The sequence below is a fragment of the Wandonia haliotis genome, from assembly GCF_039523435.1.
In the GTDB taxonomy this organism is placed as follows: Bacteria; Bacteroidota; Bacteroidia; order Flavobacteriales_D; family Crocinitomicaceae; genus Wandonia; species Wandonia haliotis.
This window is the reverse complement of sequence record NZ_BAAAFH010000007.1, coordinates 158,324-174,567: the sequence shown is the minus strand read 5'-3', so window position 1 is coordinate 174,567 and position 16,244 is coordinate 158,324. Positions and strand designations below refer to the sequence as shown.

Annotated in this window: 19 protein-coding genes; 18 read left to right on the top strand and 1 reads right to left on the bottom strand. The window is 39.5% G+C overall.

What is annotated here, in order from left to right:
* The first annotated feature begins 41 nt into the window (after positions 1–41).
* The gene (locus tag ABDZ97_RS06940; protein ID WP_343785894.1) at positions 42–1,970 is read left to right on the top strand and encodes a tetratricopeptide repeat protein; all 1,929 of its coding nucleotides are present in this window, start codon (positions 42–44) and stop codon (positions 1,968–1,970) included.
* Positions 1,971–1,972: 2 nt separating this feature from the next.
* Here the strand turns inward: ABDZ97_RS06940 and apaG are convergent, their stop codons facing one another.
* Positions 1,973–2,365, bottom strand: a complete 393-nt coding sequence (apaG, locus tag ABDZ97_RS06935; RefSeq protein WP_343785892.1) for a Co2+/Mg2+ efflux protein ApaG — start codon at positions 2,363–2,365, stop codon at positions 1,973–1,975.
* Between the two features lie 355 nt (positions 2,366–2,720).
* Here apaG and ABDZ97_RS06930 point away from each other — a divergent pair, with 355 nt between their 5' ends.
* The 17 genes from ABDZ97_RS06930 to ABDZ97_RS06850 all read left to right on the top strand — a co-directional run bounded on the left by ABDZ97_RS06930 (position 2,721) and on the right by ABDZ97_RS06850 (position 16,206).
* Complete coding sequence (locus ABDZ97_RS06930; protein WP_343785890.1) at positions 2,721–4,082, top strand: Na(+)-translocating NADH-quinone reductase subunit A; 1,362 nt, start codon at positions 2,721–2,723, stop codon at positions 4,080–4,082.
* Positions 4,083–4,112: 30 nt separating this feature from the next.
* Entirely contained in the window at positions 4,113–5,315 is a 1,203-nt protein-coding gene (locus ABDZ97_RS06925; protein WP_343785888.1) for an NADH:ubiquinone reductase (Na(+)-transporting) subunit B, read from the top strand.
* Between the two features lie 2 nt (positions 5,316–5,317).
* A complete protein-coding gene (gene nqrC, locus ABDZ97_RS06920; RefSeq protein ID WP_343785886.1) occupies positions 5,318–6,028 on the top strand; it encodes an NADH:ubiquinone reductase (Na(+)-transporting) subunit C in 711 nt (236 codons plus the stop codon).
* 8 nt (positions 6,029–6,036) lie between these two features.
* On the top strand, positions 6,037–6,720 hold the full coding sequence (locus ABDZ97_RS06915) for an NADH:ubiquinone reductase (Na(+)-transporting) subunit D (RefSeq protein ID WP_343785884.1): 684 nt from the start codon (positions 6,037–6,039) through the stop codon (positions 6,718–6,720).
* A 22-nt stretch (positions 6,721–6,742) separates the two neighbouring features.
* Positions 6,743–7,375 carry an NADH:ubiquinone reductase (Na(+)-transporting) subunit E gene (gene nqrE / locus ABDZ97_RS06910; RefSeq protein WP_343785882.1) on the top strand — a complete coding sequence of 211 codons (633 nt, stop codon included), beginning with the start codon at positions 6,743–6,745 and terminating at the stop codon, positions 7,373–7,375.
* Between the two features lie 19 nt (positions 7,376–7,394).
* Positions 7,395–8,687 (top strand): NADH:ubiquinone reductase (Na(+)-transporting) subunit F, encoded by a 1,293-nt coding sequence (gene nqrF / locus ABDZ97_RS06905; RefSeq protein WP_343785880.1) that lies wholly within the window; start codon positions 7,395–7,397, stop codon positions 8,685–8,687.
* Positions 8,688–8,801: 114 nt separating this feature from the next.
* Positions 8,802–10,118 (top strand): DUF389 domain-containing protein, encoded by a 1,317-nt coding sequence (locus ABDZ97_RS06900; protein ID WP_343785878.1) that lies wholly within the window; start codon positions 8,802–8,804, stop codon positions 10,116–10,118.
* 101 nt (positions 10,119–10,219) lie between these two features.
* On the top strand, positions 10,220–10,804 hold the full coding sequence (locus tag ABDZ97_RS06895; RefSeq protein ID WP_343785876.1) for a Riean_0653 family protein: 585 nt from the start codon (positions 10,220–10,222) through the stop codon (positions 10,802–10,804).
* A 205-nt stretch (positions 10,805–11,009) separates the two neighbouring features.
* Entirely contained in the window at positions 11,010–11,564 is a 555-nt protein-coding gene (locus tag ABDZ97_RS06890; RefSeq protein WP_343785874.1) for a Riean_0653 family protein, read from the top strand.
* Positions 11,565–11,574: 10 nt separating this feature from the next.
* On the top strand, positions 11,575–12,141 hold the full coding sequence (locus tag ABDZ97_RS06885) for a Riean_0653 family protein (RefSeq protein ID WP_343785872.1): 567 nt from the start codon (positions 11,575–11,577) through the stop codon (positions 12,139–12,141).
* Between the two features lie 5 nt (positions 12,142–12,146).
* Positions 12,147–12,701, top strand: coding sequence for a Riean_0653 family protein (locus ABDZ97_RS06880; protein ID WP_343785870.1), 555 nt, complete (start codon positions 12,147–12,149; stop codon positions 12,699–12,701).
* 5 nt (positions 12,702–12,706) lie between these two features.
* A complete protein-coding gene (locus ABDZ97_RS06875) occupies positions 12,707–13,264 on the top strand; it encodes a Riean_0653 family protein (protein ID WP_343785868.1) in 558 nt (185 codons plus the stop codon).
* Between the two features lie 5 nt (positions 13,265–13,269).
* Positions 13,270–13,836 carry a Riean_0653 family protein gene (locus tag ABDZ97_RS06870; RefSeq protein WP_343785866.1) on the top strand — a complete coding sequence of 189 codons (567 nt, stop codon included), beginning with the start codon at positions 13,270–13,272 and terminating at the stop codon, positions 13,834–13,836.
* A 9-nt stretch (positions 13,837–13,845) separates the two neighbouring features.
* Entirely contained in the window at positions 13,846–14,400 is a 555-nt protein-coding gene (locus ABDZ97_RS06865; protein WP_343785864.1) for a Riean_0653 family protein, read from the top strand.
* A 5-nt stretch (positions 14,401–14,405) separates the two neighbouring features.
* Positions 14,406–14,960, top strand: coding sequence for a Riean_0653 family protein (locus ABDZ97_RS06860; RefSeq protein ID WP_343785861.1), 555 nt, complete (start codon positions 14,406–14,408; stop codon positions 14,958–14,960).
* Between the two features lie 5 nt (positions 14,961–14,965).
* Entirely contained in the window at positions 14,966–15,523 is a 558-nt protein-coding gene (locus tag ABDZ97_RS06855) for a Riean_0653 family protein (protein WP_343785859.1), read from the top strand.
* A gap of 89 nt (positions 15,524–15,612) precedes the next feature.
* Positions 15,613–16,206, top strand: a complete 594-nt coding sequence (locus ABDZ97_RS06850; protein ID WP_343785857.1) for a Riean_0653 family protein — start codon at positions 15,613–15,615, stop codon at positions 16,204–16,206.
* Positions 16,207–16,244: the final 38 nt, after the last annotated feature.

Sequence of the window (16,244 nt, the reverse complement as noted above, 5' to 3'; positions counted from 1 at the left end):
TTTGAAAAAAAATCGTACGTTTGAAGAAACGAAGTAACTGCATGTACTCAACTAGAATCTTTATTTTTCAACTGATTCTTTTCTTTAGTGTTTTACCTGTCCTGGGACAGCCGAGAATCAATAAGGATAGTTTATACGCTGAGATTGAACGTAAGGATCTCATCAACGTGGAAGCGTATGAAAAACTGTTGGCACATTATGCGAAAAATGAACCAGAGCGATTATTTCTGTTAAGTAAAGAGTTGCTGGAACGGGCTGTGAAAGAAGGAGACGAACCTGCCGAAATGATAGCCTATTTTTACATTGCCGACTATCATAGCGAAAGAGGAAATCATAAATTGGCGTTGGAAAATCTGCACCGTGCCCGGAAATACTACGAAAAACATGAGTCACAGAAAGATCTGGTAGATGCGTATAACGGTATTGGTAATGTTCATTTTCGGAGAGGAGAAGTGCGCGAGGCGATCAGTTGGTACCTTAAATCAATGAATGAGGGGAGTGAGCTGGAGGACATCTGGATGTCGAATCTTGCAAAATTGAATCTGGGAAGAAGTTATATTCAGATCAAAGATACACTGAAAGGAGAAGCATTGATTCTGGATTACATCAAAGAAGTTCGGGAGTTGGATCGTACCACTGAACTGGCGAACGCCTATAACGTGTTAGGAGGATACTACCAGGGAATAGGGGATTTTGAGTTAGCAGATTATTACTTTAATGAGGCGCTGGTTATTTCTATGACGAATGGAGATAAACGAAATGTAGCCCATAGTTACAACAATTTAGCCATCAGTTATTTTTTTCAGGAGAAAGAAGAGTTGTCCAAAGCCTATTTTCAGAAAGCCCTCAAGAGTCGTCTTGAAATAGGAAATCTTCTTCATATAGCCGAAAGCTATTATAACCTGGGAGACTGGTTCTTTTTTCAGGGAATGTTAGACAGTGCTTCAGTGTATTACCATAAATCATATGATGTTGGTGTTGAGGCAGACTCGTACAGTTCTAAGGCAGATGCTTTAATGGCTCTTACCGAAGTGGAAAAACAGCGGAAGGGATTTGATAAGGCATTAGATTATTATGAAGAATATGTTGACTTAAAGGAACAACAATTTTTATCAGCCACACAAGAAGATATCGCTGCGCTGGAGTTCGACCGGATGATGTCGGAAAACAAAAAAGATAAAGCTTTCCTCAGGCATTCCCAGAAAAGCGAAGAACGGTATTTCAGTGCAGAAGTACGCAACAAATGGTTGATTCTGTTTTCGATTGCGGCTTTAACAATTATTATCATTGTTTTACTCGTTCGGTTGATCAATGAAAAGAAATCCGCAGAGAGAAATAAACAGATACTGATGAACAGGCAGGAGCAGCTGACAAAGACATTTGAAGAATCTCTTGCCGGAATCAAAAAAGAGGCAGCCAGAAAATATGATTTATTATTCGCAAATGATCCGGTTGAACGGTTCTCAGATACCCGACTCTATGCATTAGGGGATGAAAGACTGGCGATTACAAGGCAGCTTCGTATTAGCCCGGATCGGGTGTTTTGTTGGATGGGAGAACAGGATGAATTGACTTCGTTGCTTTTTCTTCGGTTCCTGCAAAAAAACAGTTTACGACTTGCAGATCCTGATAATATAGATGAGGTATTGATGGAGCAATCGCTTATTGATAGATGCGGAGTAGCCTGGTTTTTTTATAACACAGAGGAGAAGAAGGTTGAGATGAGTTCCGGTGTTGTTTTTTGTAAAAAGGGTCGGGTTATTTCAAGGGAAGATAGTGTAGAAGGAGATTATCTCATTACAGATAGAGAAACCTGGGAAAGAAACGGAGAAATCGTTCAAAAACTGGAACAGGGAGTACTACAACTGAAAGATTTCTCACACGAGATGATAAACAACAGTGCAAAAGATCTTTTGTCTGCTTCTGTACTTGAGAAAAACGTTTTGTTTTTCTTGAAAGGAGAAGAATAGGACTAATTATACTTGCCGGGAAAAACAAGGTGAAACTGCGGTACATTCACTTTAAATGTTTCTTTGGTAAGCATATTTTCAAACGTATAATACCCTTCCATATATCCCATTTCGGAATTCAGATCACATCCCGAAGTATAATGGTAAACTTCTCCAGGTTGTAATTCAGGTTGATTCCCGATCACTCCGTCGCCTTCTACAATCCGGAAAGGATTAAGAGAATCATAAATATGCCAGCATCGCTTCAGAAGCTTAACCGGGAAATTATTCCTGTTTTCGATAGAAATCCGGTAATGAAAATAGTATACGGATTCGTTTACTTTTGAGAAGTCAGGACGGAACTGCGGCTGAACACTTATCTTGACTCCTTCTGTAATGGCTGTATGTAATTTCATTTTTTCGCTTTATAGATGGTGGTGCAACTAATATAACGTTAAAACTTCATACTTAGTTTGCCTGTTAACAAAAAAAAGATCAAAACAGGTTGGGGAAAAGCAGTAGACAAACCGGATAGATGTTCGTGAAAAACGCTGTGTTCTAAATAGAAAGAAGAGATGGGATTTATCGTACAAATAAGGGAATGTATCGAAGGTTATTTTGTTTTTTTACAGGACGTGCCGAACTGAAAATGAAAGCATATAATTTAGAATTATTCTAAATTAATATTTGATGTACTCTAAGTCACATAATCCGAGCCCTAAACGAAACAATTTTATAAATTTGCCTTTCGAATTTTAATAGGTAATTCGCATGTCCAAGACTATTAGACTAAAGAAAGGTTTGGATATCAGATTAGTAGGCGAGGCTGAGAAGGTGACAGCTAATGCGCCAATTTCTGATTTCTATGCTGTGAAACCATCCGATTTTCACGGTATGACTCCAAAGATGGTTGTTAAACCCGGTGAAAAGGTAAAGGCCGGTACAGTGATTTTCTTCGATAAGTACAACGAGCAGATTAAGTATGCTTCTCCGGTTAGTGGTGAGGTTACTGAAGTGGTTCGTGGTGAAAAACGAAGAATTCTGGAAGTAAGAATCAAAGCTGATTCGGAAATGCAATACGAAGAGGGACGTTCAATGGACCCCGCTTCTATGTCTTCCGAAGAAGTGAAAAGCGTGATTCTGAGCTCAGGATTGTGGCCGATGATTAAACAGCGTCCTCTGGACATTGTAGCTAACCCGGATAACGATCCGAAAGCGATCTTTATATCCGCTTTCGATTCGGCACCACTTGCCCCGGATTATGACTTTGTACTGCATGGTCAGTCGGAGTACTTCCAAAAAGGGCTTGATGTTATTTCCAAACTGACAAAAGGAAAAGTTCATTTGGGAATGAATGGAAGTACACGTCATGACGAGGCGTTTACAGGTGCTAAAGGCGTTGTGCAGGATAAATTTGTTGGTAAGCACCCTGTAGGAAATGTAGGGACACAAATACACCATGTTGACCCGATCAACAAAAACGAATTTGTTTGGGTGATCAATCCACAGGATGTGATGATCATCGGACGTTATTTTGCCGAAGGTAAGTTTGATCTTACTAAACTGGTTGCTTTGACCGGTTCAGAAGTGAAAACTCCCAAATATTACCGTGTGATAAGCGGTGCTACTGTAAAAAGTATCGTGGACGGCGGATTGAATGACGGTGAGAACCGAATTATTTCCGGTAATGTACTTACAGGTGAAAACATAGGACAGGATGGATTCATTGGTTTCTATGATAATCAGATAACAGTTATTCCTGAAGGAAATGAAATGAAATTCTTCCTGACAAAAGGATGGCTGGGGCTTGGATTTGACAAGTTTTCAAATTCTCGTCTTTTCCCTACTTTCCTTACTCCGAACAAGAAGTTCCGTTTGGATACGAATACAAATGGAGAGGAAAGAGGGTTTGTTGTAACAGGAGAAATGGAAAAAGTATTCCCGTTTGATATTTACCCGATGCAGTTGATCAAAGCGTCTATGACGAATGATATTGATCTGATGGAAAGTCTGGGTATTTATGAAGTGGCTCCTGAAGACTTTGCGTTGTGCGAATATGTTTGTACATCGAAAATTGAAATTCAGGAGGAGATTCGAAAAGGATTGGATCTGATCAAAAAAGAATGTCTCTAAAATAATTGTTGAACTAAAAAGACGTAGAAAGTGAAATTTCTGGAAAAGAAAGTTAAAAGTATGGAGCCGATTTTCGCGAAAGGCGGAAAGCTAGAGAAGCTTCATTACGTGTATGATGGTCTTGCGACTTTCCTTTTTACTCCGGCTACAACCACAAAACGTGGAGCGCATATTCGTGACGGAGTAGATTTGAAGCGAACAATGTTTATCGTTGTTATGGCCCTTGTACCTGCATTGTTATTCGGAATGTATAATACAGGACACTGGCACATGGTGGCAGAATCCGGTAATATGGATTTACCCTATCTGAATGATTTCGGAGCAAAATTACTGTACGGATTGATCAAAGTACTTCCGATGGTAGTAGTTTCTTACGCTGTCGGACTGGGTGTGGAGTTTATATTCTGTACCATTAAAGGTCACCCGATTCACGAAGGATTCCTTGTGTCAGGAATGCTTATTCCATTGGTTATGCCGGTGGAGGTTCCACTATGGATGGTAGCTGTAGCAACTATTTTTGCGGTAGTGATCGGGAAAGAAGTATTTGGAGGAACAGGAATGAATATTCTGAATGTGGCATTGACTGCCCGTGCGTTCCTTTTCTTTGCTTACCCGACGTCTATGTCAGGAGATAAAGTATGGATGGGTGGTCAGGAAGCTGACGGATTCTCAGGAGCGACTTTCCTTGGAGATGCTGCATCGCTGGTGTCCGACTCGCCCACCGTGGATGGTGCCACCGGTTTGATGGACAAATTCTCAGCTATGGATTCCTTTATCGGAATTATCCCTGGATCTATCGGTGAGACATCTGTGATTGCTTGTTTAATAGGTGCTGTTATTTTGATCGCTACAGGAGTAGGAAGCTTACGAGTTATGCTTTCGTTTGCTCTTGGTGGTTTAGGAATGGGATACCTGTTCAATCTGATTGGTCCCGGATTAGGGAATGAGTACATGCAGATTCCTGCATATATGCATTTATTGGTAGGTGGATTTGCTTTCGGAGCAATTTTCATGGCTACAGATCCTGTTACAGCTGCTCAAACAGCAACAGGGAAAATCTGGTACGGAGTTTTCGGAGGTATGCTTGCAGTAATGATTCGTGTATTGAACCCGGCATATCCTGAAGGAGTAATGTTGGCGATTCTGTTTATGAACGTTATGGCTCCTCTTATTGATCACTACGTTGTGCAAGTGAATATTAACCGTCGTTTAAAACGTCTTAAAACAGCATAGTCATGGCAATGAATAAAGAAAGTAACGGATATATTTTTGGTTTTACCATTGCGCTTGTAGCTGTAGTGGGAACTATTCTGGCTTCGATCTCTATGGGGTTGAAGGAAAAGCAGACGATGAATAACGTGGTTAAGAAGAAAATGGATATTCTTGCTGCTATTCAGGTCGAAAGTACACGAAAGAATGCAGATGATGTTTACGATAAATACATTACTTCCAGTCTTGTTATCAATAAGGACGGAGAAGCACTGGATGGAGAAGTAGCATTTGATGTCGATGTGAAAAAACAACACAGAGATAAGACACTTACGGAAGAGATGAAGAAGTACCCGCTTTACTTCGCAGAGAAAGAAGGGGAGAAACTTTTGATCATTCCGGTTGTAGGAAAAGGTCTTTGGGGACCCATCTGGGGATATGTAGCCTTGAAAGATGATATGCGAACTATCTACGGTGTAAGCTACGATCACAAGTCTGAAACTCCGGGATTGGGAGCTGAAATCAAGCAGAAATTCTTTACGGATCGTTGGTTGAATGAAACAATTGCCGATGCCTCATTAAACTTTACACCAATCGTTGTTGTAAAGGATGGTTCAGGAGCAAATCCTCAGAAAGTAGATGGAATCACAGGTGGTACTATTACTTCTAAAGGAGTAGAAGAGATGATGAACCGTACAATGGGGATTTACATAAACTATTTTAAAACTGTTAAATAAGCCGGATTATGAGTGAAGTAGCAGAAAAGATCAAAGCGCCGAAAGAACCGCTTTTTTCGAAAAAGAATAGAAAACTGGTAACAGAGCCACTTTCGGATAACAACCCGATTACAATTCAGGTATTGGGAATTTGTTCGGCCTTGGCGATTACAGTACAGGTTGAACAGGCGGTAGTAATGTCTGCTTCCGTACTGTTTGTATTGGGGTTAGGAAATATGGTTATTTCTTTGCTTCGAAACCTGATTCCCTCACGTGTACGTATTATCGTGCAGTTGGTGGTTGTAGCATCGCTGGTAATTATTGTAAACGAGGTATTGAAAGCTTTCCTTCCGGATGTTTCGGAGAAGTTATCCGTTTTTGTCGGATTGATCATTACCAACTGTATTATCATGGGACGTTTTGAAGCATTTGCAATGGCAAATAAACCCTGGCCTTCTTTGATGGACGCCTTTGGTAACGGACTTGGATATGCATGGATTCTGGTTGTAGTTGCAGTTGTCAGAGAGCTGTTTGGATCAGGAACTCTTTTTGGTTTGCCTATTTTTGGAGACTACATAGAAGGAAATGGATTGTATTCAATTGGTTATGTAAACAACAACATGATGATTTTGCCTCCTATGGCACTGATCGTTGTGGGAGTAATCATTTGGATTCAACGTTCACGAAACAAATCATTAATCGAGGAGCACTAGACTTCGTTAAAGAAAAAGTAATATGGAAAGTACATTAGATATTTTTGTAAAAGCCATTTTCTCGGAAAATATGATTTTCGCATATTTCCTTGGAATGTGTTCTTACCTGGCTGTCTCGAAAACAGTAAAAACGGCAGTAGGTCTTGGTGCAGCTGTTATTTTCGTATTGGGAATTACAGTTCCGATTAACTATTTACTAGAGAATTATATCCTGAAAGAAGGTGCATTGGAATGGATTAACCCTGAGTGGGGAGTGAATGGTTCCAGTACAGTTGATTTATCCTTCCTTTCATTTATCATGTTCATTGCGGTAATTGCTTCAATGGTACAATTGGTAGAAATGATCGTTGAGAAGTTTGCCCCAGCACTTTACGGTGCATTAGGGATCTTCCTTCCGCTGATCGCTGTAAACTGTTCGATTCTTGGAGGTGCCCTGTTTATGCAGGATCGTCAGTATTCGACAATTACAGACGCTACAGCGTTCGGTCTGGGGTCAGGAATTGGGTGGTTTATAGCAATTGTTGCTATTGCTGCAATTCGTGAGAAAATCAAATACTCTCATGTTCCTGCACCGCTAAGAGGATTGGGAATTACTTTCATCCTGACAGGGTTGATGGGAATTGCCTTCATGAGTTTTATGGGAATCGAATATTAACAGTACAACGGAATTAATAATGGGATTAACAGTAGGAATAACGGTAGCAGTCTTTTTGATCGTAGTACTCTTGTTAGTAAGCGTACTTCTTTTCGCAAAGGCTAAACTTTCACCGTCAGGAAAAATTAAAATTACAATTAACGGCGAGCGTACTCTGGAAGTAGACGGAGGAGGAACGTTGTTAGGTACATTAGGTAGCCAGGGAATTTTCCTTCCATCCGCGTGTGGTGGAGGTGGAACCTGTATTCAGTGTACTTGTCAGGTACTTTCAGGAGGAGGAAACATCCTTCCTACGGAAGAACCACACTTTTCACGTAAGCAAATTGCTGATAACTGGCGTTTGGGATGTCAGGTGAAGGTAAAAGAAGACATGGAAATCCATGTTGAAGAAGAAGTATTGGGAGTTAAAGAATGGGAAGCAACAGTTGTTTCCAATTACAACGTGGCATCTTTCATTAAAGAGTTTATCGTTGAGATTCCCGAAGATATGGATTACAAACCGGGTGGATATATCCAGATTCGTATCCCGGCTTGTGAAGTACCTTACTCTTCAATTGATATTACAGCACACCCTGAAGAACATCCGGGAGAACCTGAGAAATTCAAAAAAGAGTGGGATAACTTCAACCTTTGGCCGCTGGTTATGAAAAATGATGAGGATGTCGTGCGTGCCTACTCAATGGCTTCGTACCCGGCAGAAGGACGTCGTGTCATGCTGAATGTTCGTGTGGCTACTCCACCATGGGATCGCGCACGTAACGGATGGATGAACGTGAATCCGGGAGTTGCCTCTTCGTATATTTTTGCGACAAAACCAGGTGATAAAGTAATCGTATCAGGACCTTACGGTGAATTCTTCATCAACGAGTCAGATGCTGAAATGCTTTACATCGGTGGTGGAGCTGGTATGGCACCTATGCGTTCGCACTTGTACCACTTGTTCCGTACTGTGAAAACAGGACGAAAAGTAACCTATTGGTACGGTGGTCGTTCGAAACGAGAACTATTCTACATTGAGCATTTCCGTGCACTGGAGCGCGATTTCCCGAACTTTAAGTTCTACATCGCATTGTCAGAGCCACTTCCGGAAGATAACTGGAAAGTGAAAGAAAGTACAGAAGCGGAAGGAGACGGATTTGTTGGATTCATTCACCAGGTTGTGATTGATCAGTATCTGACAAAACACGAAGCACCGGAAGATATAGAATTCTATTTCTGCGGACCTCCGATGATGAACAACGCAGTTGTTAAAATGTGTTCGGATTGGGGTGTTCCTGACGAGAACGTTCGTTTTGATGACTTCGGAGGATAAAAAGAAATTACAAATACGTAATACAAGGGAAAGCTGCTTTAGGGCAGCTTTTTCTTTTGGATGAAAGCGGAAACCAAAAATTATTTTATTTTCGTAGTCGCATCCTTATATACTATGGCAAATATTAAGCAGATACTTGAATACCTCAAACTAGACGGAGACGTAGATGATTTTGAGATTATTCACAAGAATATTGAAAAAGACATCATCTTTAAAGGAACCAACCTCTGGATTCTTGTTTTTGCCATAATCGTGGCTTCTGTCGGTCTGAATATGAATTCAACGGCAGTGATTATCGGAGCCATGCTTATCTCTCCGCTGATGGGACCTATCAACGGGATGGGATATAGTATTGCGACGTACAACTTTCCTTTGTTCCGGAAAGCCATTAAAAATTTTGGGTTTGCGGTAGGTGCCAGTTTGGTGGCGAGTACAGTGTATTTTGCCATCACGCCTATTTCAACAGCACATTCGGAATTATTAGCACGTACAAGTCCTACAATTTATGATGTGCTCATTGCCCTTTTTGGAGGTTTGGCAGGTATTGTAGCCATCAGTAGTAAACAAAAGGGAAATGTGATTCCCGGAGTGGCGATTGCTACCGCCCTGATGCCACCGCTTTGTACAGCGGGTTACGGACTGGCTACGGGACAGTTTTATTACTTTTTCGGTGCTTTTTATCTCTTTACGATTAACACTGTATTCATCGCAATCTCAGCGATGGTAGTTTCACAGATTTTGAAATTCCCAATTCGTACGTTGGTAGATACGAACAGAAAATCGGTGGTGAACCGTTGGATTTCAGTGGTGATTGTGGTAACTATTATCCCCAGTATCTATTTCGGATACGGACTGGTACAAAAGGAAAAGTTTATTGATAATGCGACCAAATTTGTAAATAATGTTCTTGTATTTGAAGGAAACTTTCTGATCAAAAATGTGGTGGACGGAGACCGGAGAGAAGTTACACTGGTATATGGAGGTAATGCACTGACAGACGAACAAAAGCTAAAGATTCGCATGAAAGCCGCTGATTTCGGACTTGATCGTTCCAGTATACTGGTTGAGCAGGGGGTGGCTTTTGATAAAGGAGATCCTTCGGTGCTGCAGGTGGAACGTCTCAAAGCAGAGATGATCTCGCAAAACGAAAAACTCAAAGAGAAAGACGCAGAGATTAACGTATTAAAAACCCGGAACGATATCGGGAAAGAATTGTTGGCTGAAATAAAAACAATTTATCCGAAAACAGACGTTTGTATCTACTCGGAAGCAACCAAGTTTACCGATTCACTTCGCAATTCGGAACAACTGGCACTGGTCGTGTTTCATTCGTATTCGGAAGAGTATACAGCTGAAGAGAAAAACCAGATCAGGAAATGGATCCGGCAGCGTTTGAAAACTGAAGCGATACGCGTTTATTTCTATTACTAGGTAGTTGTAATTTGGGATATGACAATCCCTTTGTTTACACAACCTTTTGTCTGATTCTTATTTTATTAGTAACTTGTTCGCACCAACTGAACAGTTACACGATGAAAACAAATCAAAAAGTAATCCTGCATCAGTATGGATTGATTCTACTGATGCTCTTTGTTCTGGGAGTGATAATGACTTCCTGTTCGAAGGACGAGGCAAGCTCCCAGGAGGAGTTACCCGAACTGACAAGTGAAGGAAAGAATACCTTTGGCTGTCTGGTAAATGGTGAAAAATGGGTAGCCTATACTTCCTTTACGATTGGTGGACCAATTGCCCTGGAAGGAACCTATAATCTTTCAACCCGCGGATTTTATATTACAGCTACCAGAGACCTGGATGATCAGAATAAATTTGAGACCATTCGTTTCGGAATACAGAATCTGACATCGGCAGGGGGATATGATATGGCCGCTACGCATCTGGTGACAAGAGGATTTACCGATTATGCGGGCAATTATTCCTGTTCAATGTACTATGTGGATACGACATTGGTACACAACGTGTTGATTACAAAGTTTTCGCATGCGGAGGGGGTGATATCCGGCATTTTTAATATGGATCTCATCAACTCTGCCTGTCCGGAGGATACGTTGCGGATACGACAGGGGCGGTTTGACTGGAGTATGGTAATTTTTAATTAACGAACGGGAAGTTCTATGCTCCGGATTGTATTCAAAAAGACGACGGAATAACAACTGTAATGGAGTATACAGTAAGAATGTTTTTATACTTTTTTGTAAAAAAATAGAGAAATAATAAGCGCAATTAAATACTTTTCTCTATATTAGCTGTACTACCCATGTACCTCCTATGAAATACCCATACGTACATACGATCTGTAGAAAAATGATATTCCTGATAGTAGGGGGTGTGATGTTGTGTGGAGTGGGATGCAAAAAAGAGGTTGCAGATCCTGATTCCTCTAACCCAAATGTATTACCGTCTTTAACCCACGAAGGAAAAAACACCTTTGGCTGTTTGGTGAATGGCGAAGTGTGGGTAGCTTACAGATCTTATAAAGTTGGAGGAGGAGTGTCTTTAGATGGTTATTATGATTCTCAAACAAAATATTTTCAATTAGTTGCCTCAAGAAGAGTAGAAGATGAAAACAGGTTTGAATCGATTAAATTATTATTAGATAGTTTAACTTCTGATGGGGTATATAATATGAGGGTAAATCACTTGTCAACAAAGGGACTTACTGATTATTTAGGTAATTATAACTGTTCTAGATATTATTATGATACCACATTAGTTCATCAGGTTAGTATTGAAACGTTTTTACCTGAACAGGGCATTATTTCAGGTACGTTTGAAATGGATTTGATTAATCCTTCCTGCCCGGGAGATACGATAAAAATCCGGGAAGGCCGCTTCGATTGGCGCATGACCGTGTATTAATGTAAAAGAAATGAATAGAATTAGATACATATTCTTTTCTGTACTACTGTTCCTGATAGGTGCAGGAGTTCTTTCCTGCAAAAAAGAGGTTGCAGATCCTGATTCCTCCAATCCGAATGTATTGCCACCCTTAACCCATGAAGGAAAAAATACCTTTGGGTGTAAGGTGAATGGTGAAGTGTGGGTAGCTCAAATGCCTTTTTCAGTTGGAGGAGCTAGCGAAATAGAGACCGAGTACTATCCGGATTTAGCAGGGGTGCAAATTGTTGCCAGAAAAAAAGATGAGGATAAGAATATCTTTGAACGTTTAACTATAGTTATATCTGGATTTAATGGGGAGAATAGCTACTTAGTTGAAACAATGAATAATGAGTTAGGTGGTTTTTCTGATTTTAATGATAATTATGATTGTTGGAAGTATTTTTATCATGATAGTTTGATTAGAAACGTCAAAGTGAGTTATTTCTCATCATCATCCAGAATCATTTCGGGTACGTTTGAAATGGATTTGGTAAATCCTTCCTGTCCCGGAGATACGATAAAAATCCGTGAGGGGCGTTTCGATTGCAGTTACTAAATGAAATGAAAAGAATACAATACATAGCGATTTATGGAGGGCTGATTATCGGTTTGATGGGATGCAAAAAAGAGGTTGCAGATCCTGATTCCTCCAATCCAAATGTATTACCACCCTTAACCCACGAAGGAAAAAATACCTTTGGCTGTTTGGTGAATGGAGAGGTATGGGTAGCGTATGTTTCATATGCAATTGGTGGGAGTCAATCGTTAGAGAATCAATATAATAACGAAGATTCTTCAATACATCTAAAAGCTTTAAGAGAAGATGATTCGGGAAATCTAGAGCGTATTGATATTTTTGTTAAGAACATTCTTAATACTGGATATTATCAAGTATATACATTTGATAATGAGTTACGTGGGTTTACAGACTATTCTGGAAATTATAACTGCGGTTTATATAATTATAATAATGAGTTATTAAGAAGTGTTGTTGTTACTTATTTAAGTTCTAGCGAAAGAATTATGTCAGGAACCTTTGAAATGGACTTGATTAATACCTCCTGTCCCGAAGATACGATACGAATCCGGGAAGGCCGTTTCGATTGCAGTTACTAAATGAAATGAAAAGAATACAATACATAGCGATTTATGGAGGGCTGATTATCGGTTTGATGGGATGCAAAAAAGAGGTTGCAGATCCTGATTCCTCCAATCCAAATGTATTGCCGCCCTTAACCCACGAAGGAAAAAACACCTTTGGGTGTAAGGTGAATGGCGAAGTATGGGTGGCGTATGCTCCGTTTACAGTGGGGGGACCAATGGCTATGGAAGGTAATTTTAGTGATGTTTCAGGTAATTTTAATTTAAGAGGATTAAATAAAGAAAGAAATCAGAGTATTCATTTGTGGTTGAGTGGCTTATTTGATGTTGAAGTGTATGAAATAGAAGTTGACGGATATGATATAAATGATCTGAGAGGCTTTCGAAATAGTTCTGAAAATAATGGCTGTTTAGGAGAAGCGAATTATAATCAAGATTTACTCAGAGAACTATTTATTGTTTTCTTAGATAAAAACAATAGAATAATTTCCGGAACCTTTGAAATGGACTTGGTGAATCCTTCCTGTCCTGGAGATACGGTTAAAATACGGGAAGGCCGTTTCGATTGGCGTTACTAAATAAAATGAAAAGAATACAATACATAGCGATTTATGGAGTGTTGATCATTGGTTTGATGGGATGCAAAAAAGAGGTTGCAGACCCTGATTCCTTCAATCCGAATGTCTTGCCGCCCTTAACCCATGAAGGAAAAAATACCTTTGGGTGTAAGGTGAATGGAGAGGTGTGGGGGATTGGTGCTCCATATACTATTAGTGGTCCTGTTGCATTAGACGGTAGTTACACATTGTCAACGGGTAGATTTTATCTGAAGGGAACTCTAAAGACTGACGGAGGAGACATTTTTGAAAATGTTAGGATACGAGCCAATGAGGTTTACTCAGTCGGAGAATATAATATGGGAATATCTAGTGATCAAGTTACTGGTTTTTCTGATTATTCAGAAAACCATAATTGTGGTAGTTACTATAATATTCAGGAATCTCCGGGAAAAATTTTCATTACCTATTTTTCTATTAGTGAAGGAATCATTTCAGGTGTTTTCGAAATGGACTTAGTAAATCCTTCCTGCCCGGGAGATACGATACGAATCCGGGAAGGTCGCTTCGATTGGCGGATGATTGTTTATTAATGTAAAGACATGAATAGAACTCCATACATATTACTTTCTCTAGTACTGTTGCTGATAGGTGCGGGAGTTCTTTCCTGCAAAAAAGAGACTACAGCTTCTAATTCCTCTAACCCAAATGTTTTACCGCCCTTAACCCACGAAGGAAAAAATACCTTTGGGTGTAAAGTGAATGGTGAAGTATGGGTGGCATATGCACCGTTTACGGTGGGGGGAGCTGTGGCTATAACTGGAGAATTTAATTCAGGCGCAGGGCACCTTGAAGCAACTTTGAGAACAGAAACTAAACATGAAGTTATTAAACTTTTTTTTAAAGATGTTTATTCAACAGGAATGTATAATTTTTTTTTAGTTAGTAATACAAAGACTGGATTTGTATATTTTCTAGATCCTCCTGATTGTTCAATCTATTATCACGATACATCTAATGTCGGTACTATGAATATTACGAACTTAGATCATTTAAGTAGAATAATGTCAGGAACGTTTGAAATGGATTTGGTAAATTCTTCCTGCCCGGGAGATACGATAAAAATCCGGGAAGGTCGTTTTGACTGGCGCTACTAAATAAAATGAAAAGAATACGATACATAGCGATTTATGGAGTGCTGATTATCGGTTTGATGGGATGCAAAAAAGAGGTTGCAGACCCTGATTCCTACAATCCAAATGTATTGCCACCCTTAACCCATGAAGGAAAAAATACCTTTGGGTGTTTGGTGAATGGAGAGGTGTGGGTGGCGTATGCTCCATTTACAGTGGGGGGAGCTGTGGCTATAACTGGAGAATTTAACTTAGGAGAGGGATATATCAGAGCCACAACTAAAAGTGATGAAAAACATCAGATTATAGGAATGTTCTTTAAGAATATTTCAGGTGTTGGAGAATACTATTTTTATTTGAACAGTGAAACCAAATTAGGTATTATGTACTTAGATGATAAGTCTCCAAGTGATTGTTCAAGTATATATTATCATGACTTAAATAATACAGGTGTTTTGAATATCAGTTATTTAAATCAAAACGAAAGAATTATGTCAGGAACCTTTGAAATGGATTTGGTGAATCCTTCGTGTCCCGGAGATACGGTTAAAATACGGGAAGGTCGTTTCGATTGGCGTTACTGAATAAAATGAAAAGAATACGATACATAGCGATTTATGGAGTGCTGATTATCGGTTTGATGGGATGCAAAAAAGAGGTTGCAAACCCTGATTCCTCCAATCTGAATGTATTACCGCCTTTGACTCATGAAGGAAAAAATACCTTTGGGTGTTTGGTAAATGGAGAGGTTTGGGTGGCGTATGCTCCGTTTACGGTGGGGGGGACTATTGCATTAGAAGGAAGTTATCATAGTGATATTGGGTACTTACATTTAAGGGGGAATCGGAAAAATAATGATTTGAACCATAATGAAAGCATTAATCTAAGAATTGAAAACCTTTTTTCTTCGGGTACATTTACTTTCTATACTAATCATCATGTGAGTAGAGGATTAGTTGATTATTCTGATAATTTTAATTGTTCAAACTATTATTTGGATACGAACTTAATCAGAGAGTCAACTATTACATACTTTTCACTTCAGAAAAGAATTGTATCAGGAACCTTTGAAATGGATTTGGTGAATCCTTCGTGTCCCGGAGATACGATAAAAATCCGTGAGGGGCGTTTCGATTGGTGTTATTAATTTTACTTTTTTGTAAAATAAATGGTAAAACATAGTTGGGTTTCAAAAAAATACGTATATTGGGGGCATACTACCGTAAAATGAACCGTATGAAGGATACAATCAGACGACGTATAGTAAAAAAGGAGTTGCTTTTTTTATTGGTGATCGCCATGCTTTGCGGGGCGTCTTCCTGTAAAAAGGAAAACACCGAACCTAACTCTTCCAATCCGAATGTCTTGCCGCCCTTAACTCATGAAGGAAAAAACACCTTTGGGTGTAAAGTGAATGGTGAAGTATGGGTGGCGCAAATGCCTTTCGCAGTGGGTGGGGCAATTGCATTGGAAGGAACGTATTATACGAATACAAATATGATGTATTTGGTTGCAAAAAGAAAACTAGAAGAAGAAGGTAAATTTGACCGAATAGATATTTTGGTAGAGAATTTAATTCAAAATGGAGACTATGTGATGCTTACAGATGATAACCAAATGAGAGGGTTTACTGATTATGAAGGGAATTACAACTGCTCTACATACAGATATAATGATGATTTACTAAGGCGCGTGATTATTACATATTTTTCCCCTAGTCAAGGAATTATTTCTGGTACGTTTGAAATGGACTTGATTAATCCTTCGTGTCCCGGAGATACGATACGAATCCGTGAAGGTCGTTTTGATTGGCGCATGACGGTTTATTAGTTCGGAAATTATTTTTTTATAATTCATACATAATTTAA

What these genes read in the sequence shown, in the direction of transcription:
- ABDZ97_RS06940 (WP_343785894.1), top strand. Translation starts at nt 42, where the DNA reads ATGTACTCAACTAGAATCTTTATTTTTCAACTGATTCTTTTCTTTAGT.
- apaG (WP_343785892.1), bottom strand. Translation starts at nt 2,365, where the DNA reads ATGAAATTACATACAGCCATTACAGAAGGAGTCAAGATAAGTGTTCAG.
- ABDZ97_RS06930 (WP_343785890.1), top strand. Translation starts at nt 2,721, where the DNA reads ATGTCCAAGACTATTAGACTAAAGAAAGGTTTGGATATCAGATTAGTA.
- nqrC (WP_343785886.1), top strand. Translation starts at nt 5,318, where the DNA reads ATGGCAATGAATAAAGAAAGTAACGGATATATTTTTGGTTTTACCATT.
- ABDZ97_RS06915 (WP_343785884.1), top strand. Translation starts at nt 6,037, where the DNA reads ATGAGTGAAGTAGCAGAAAAGATCAAAGCGCCGAAAGAACCGCTTTTT.
- nqrE (WP_343785882.1), top strand. Translation starts at nt 6,743, where the DNA reads ATGGAAAGTACATTAGATATTTTTGTAAAAGCCATTTTCTCGGAAAAT.
- nqrF (WP_343785880.1), top strand. Translation starts at nt 7,395, where the DNA reads ATGGGATTAACAGTAGGAATAACGGTAGCAGTCTTTTTGATCGTAGTA.
- ABDZ97_RS06900 (WP_343785878.1), top strand. Translation starts at nt 8,802, where the DNA reads ATGGCAAATATTAAGCAGATACTTGAATACCTCAAACTAGACGGAGAC.
- ABDZ97_RS06895 (WP_343785876.1), top strand. Translation starts at nt 10,220, where the DNA reads ATGAAAACAAATCAAAAAGTAATCCTGCATCAGTATGGATTGATTCTA.
- ABDZ97_RS06890 (WP_343785874.1), top strand. Translation starts at nt 11,010, where the DNA reads ATGATATTCCTGATAGTAGGGGGTGTGATGTTGTGTGGAGTGGGATGC.
- ABDZ97_RS06885 (WP_343785872.1), top strand. Translation starts at nt 11,575, where the DNA reads ATGAATAGAATTAGATACATATTCTTTTCTGTACTACTGTTCCTGATA.
- ABDZ97_RS06880 (WP_343785870.1), top strand. Translation starts at nt 12,147, where the DNA reads ATGAAAAGAATACAATACATAGCGATTTATGGAGGGCTGATTATCGGT.
- ABDZ97_RS06875 (WP_343785868.1), top strand. Translation starts at nt 12,707, where the DNA reads ATGAAAAGAATACAATACATAGCGATTTATGGAGGGCTGATTATCGGT.
- ABDZ97_RS06870 (WP_343785866.1), top strand. Translation starts at nt 13,270, where the DNA reads ATGAAAAGAATACAATACATAGCGATTTATGGAGTGTTGATCATTGGT.
- ABDZ97_RS06865 (WP_343785864.1), top strand. Translation starts at nt 13,846, where the DNA reads ATGAATAGAACTCCATACATATTACTTTCTCTAGTACTGTTGCTGATA.
- ABDZ97_RS06860 (WP_343785861.1), top strand. Translation starts at nt 14,406, where the DNA reads ATGAAAAGAATACGATACATAGCGATTTATGGAGTGCTGATTATCGGT.
- ABDZ97_RS06855 (WP_343785859.1), top strand. Translation starts at nt 14,966, where the DNA reads ATGAAAAGAATACGATACATAGCGATTTATGGAGTGCTGATTATCGGT.
- ABDZ97_RS06850 (WP_343785857.1), top strand. Translation starts at nt 15,613, where the DNA reads ATGAAGGATACAATCAGACGACGTATAGTAAAAAAGGAGTTGCTTTTT.